Source organism: Pseudoalteromonas luteoviolacea H33-S, from assembly GCF_001625695.1.
In the GTDB taxonomy this organism is placed as follows: Bacteria; Pseudomonadota; Gammaproteobacteria; order Enterobacterales; family Alteromonadaceae; genus Pseudoalteromonas; species Pseudoalteromonas luteoviolacea_B.
This window is the reverse complement of the sequence record NZ_AUXY01000107.1, coordinates 1-1683: the sequence shown is the minus strand read 5'-3', so window position 1 is coordinate 1683 and position 1683 is coordinate 1. Positions and strand designations below refer to the sequence as shown.

At 41.5% G+C, this 1683-nt stretch carries 1 protein-coding gene; it reads right to left on the bottom strand.

Annotated elements, in window-relative coordinates; translation table 11 throughout:
- Positions 1-797: 797 nt before the first annotated feature.
- Entirely contained in the window at positions 798-983 is a 186-nt protein-coding gene (locus N477_RS21610) for a hypothetical protein (protein WP_063364260.1), read from the bottom strand.
- Positions 984-1683: the final 700 nt, after the last annotated feature.

The following is a 1683-nucleotide window of genomic DNA, read 5'->3' as shown; positions in this document are numbered from 1 at the left end:
CGTCGTTGTTTAAAATAGCTTTTTTCACCTTGCGTAAAGAGAATGTACTCTCTTCGTTCGTTGTCATTATCCCTTTACACGATAACTGCGAAGCTTCGCTTCGGTCTCATTTCGTCCATGTGAAAGTAGGACATTCTACTGCGCAGCGCACCAAGGGCCCAATTAAAGAAACACGTTGCAGTTAAAACGGCTCAATTTACCTTACGCAAAGTTAATGCACTCGCTTCGCTCTATGTCATTGTACTTTGCACTTAATTCATCCATGAATCTAATAATCGGCATTAGTACATCCATGTACGTCAAACCCGTTGCAGAAATGCGACGGGTTTTTTGCTTTTAAGTCCCTCGGCAACAGCCAAAATAGCTCATTTCACCTTGCGTAAAAAGCGCGTGCTCACTTCGTTCACTGTCGCTAACCTTTTGCACAATAGCGCAAGGTGAAGGGATCAACCTTCACAGCTTTTACTCCTTTTAAATAGAGTCCCTCAACAACAGTTAAAACGGCTCATTTTGTTTTATTGGATTACGTTATTTCTTTGTAGATAGTTCTGCGTTGTCTATTCATCCCTGAAGCTGGGTTCCATCGCGCCAATACTTCAATCGGCGCTGTTTAAAATAGCTTATTTCACCTTGCGTAAAGAGAATGTACTCACTTCGTTCGCTGTCATTATCCCTTTACACGATAACTGCGAAGCTTCGCTTCGGTCTCATTTCGTCCATGTGAAAGTAGGACATTCTACTGCGTAGCGCACCAAAAGCGCCAAATAAAGGTCGATTAACAGCATTCATCCATGAATCTAATCGACATTAGTACATCCATGTACGTCAAACTCGTTGCAGAAATGCAGCGGGTTTTTTGCATAGCGGTTAAACTCGCTCATTTCACCTTGCGCAAAAGAAGCGTACTCACTTCGTTCGCTGTCGCTAGCCTTTTGCGCGAAAAGAATGCCAGCGCTTCGCGTATAGTTGTCAATACTCTGCATAATAGACTCTAATATCAGTATTAAGGTCGCTTATTTAGGTACCTTGATTGATGCAGAGAAGGCGGTCAATAACCCCTCTATATTAAAGACCGACTTACCGGCTACCCTAAGTATCTAACCTAACTAGGTATTCAACTAGCCGAAGTCAAAACATTACCTCTGGTTATTAATATTGATGATATAAGTCTTCGTATGGAATATAGACTAGGGGGCTGCGGATACTTTGGCTTTGCGCACAGCAAATTGAACATATGCCTTCACTTTTCTGGTTTGATGGATACTTATATTTTGACAGATACATGTAAGCGATACTGTGTACTGCTAAAGGCCTATCAAATATTGGGCAAATGGTGCGAAGTAAAGTGATTGGCGATTGTGTCAGAACGATGCAATATTCGAAAGAGAGTATCATTGAACTTTACTATGAGTGGTTGTTTATGGCTGAAGCTCAATGCTCACAACAAATTCGACAAATACACTTACCAGAAGAGTAAATATTTAATAGTCACTGTGAACAAGGTTACCTTAGCAAAGCCTGATAATTCCCTCCTCCCTCATTTGGAGGTAAGGCAGCATTTCCAGTTCAGAGAAATATGCGACTCGGGTGACCATCAATGAGCTGTATTGGAATCTAGGTTCTGTGCTGTTGTTAGGGAGTTGGATCTATTTTCTCAACACTTATAAAAACCACTGGTTTCCC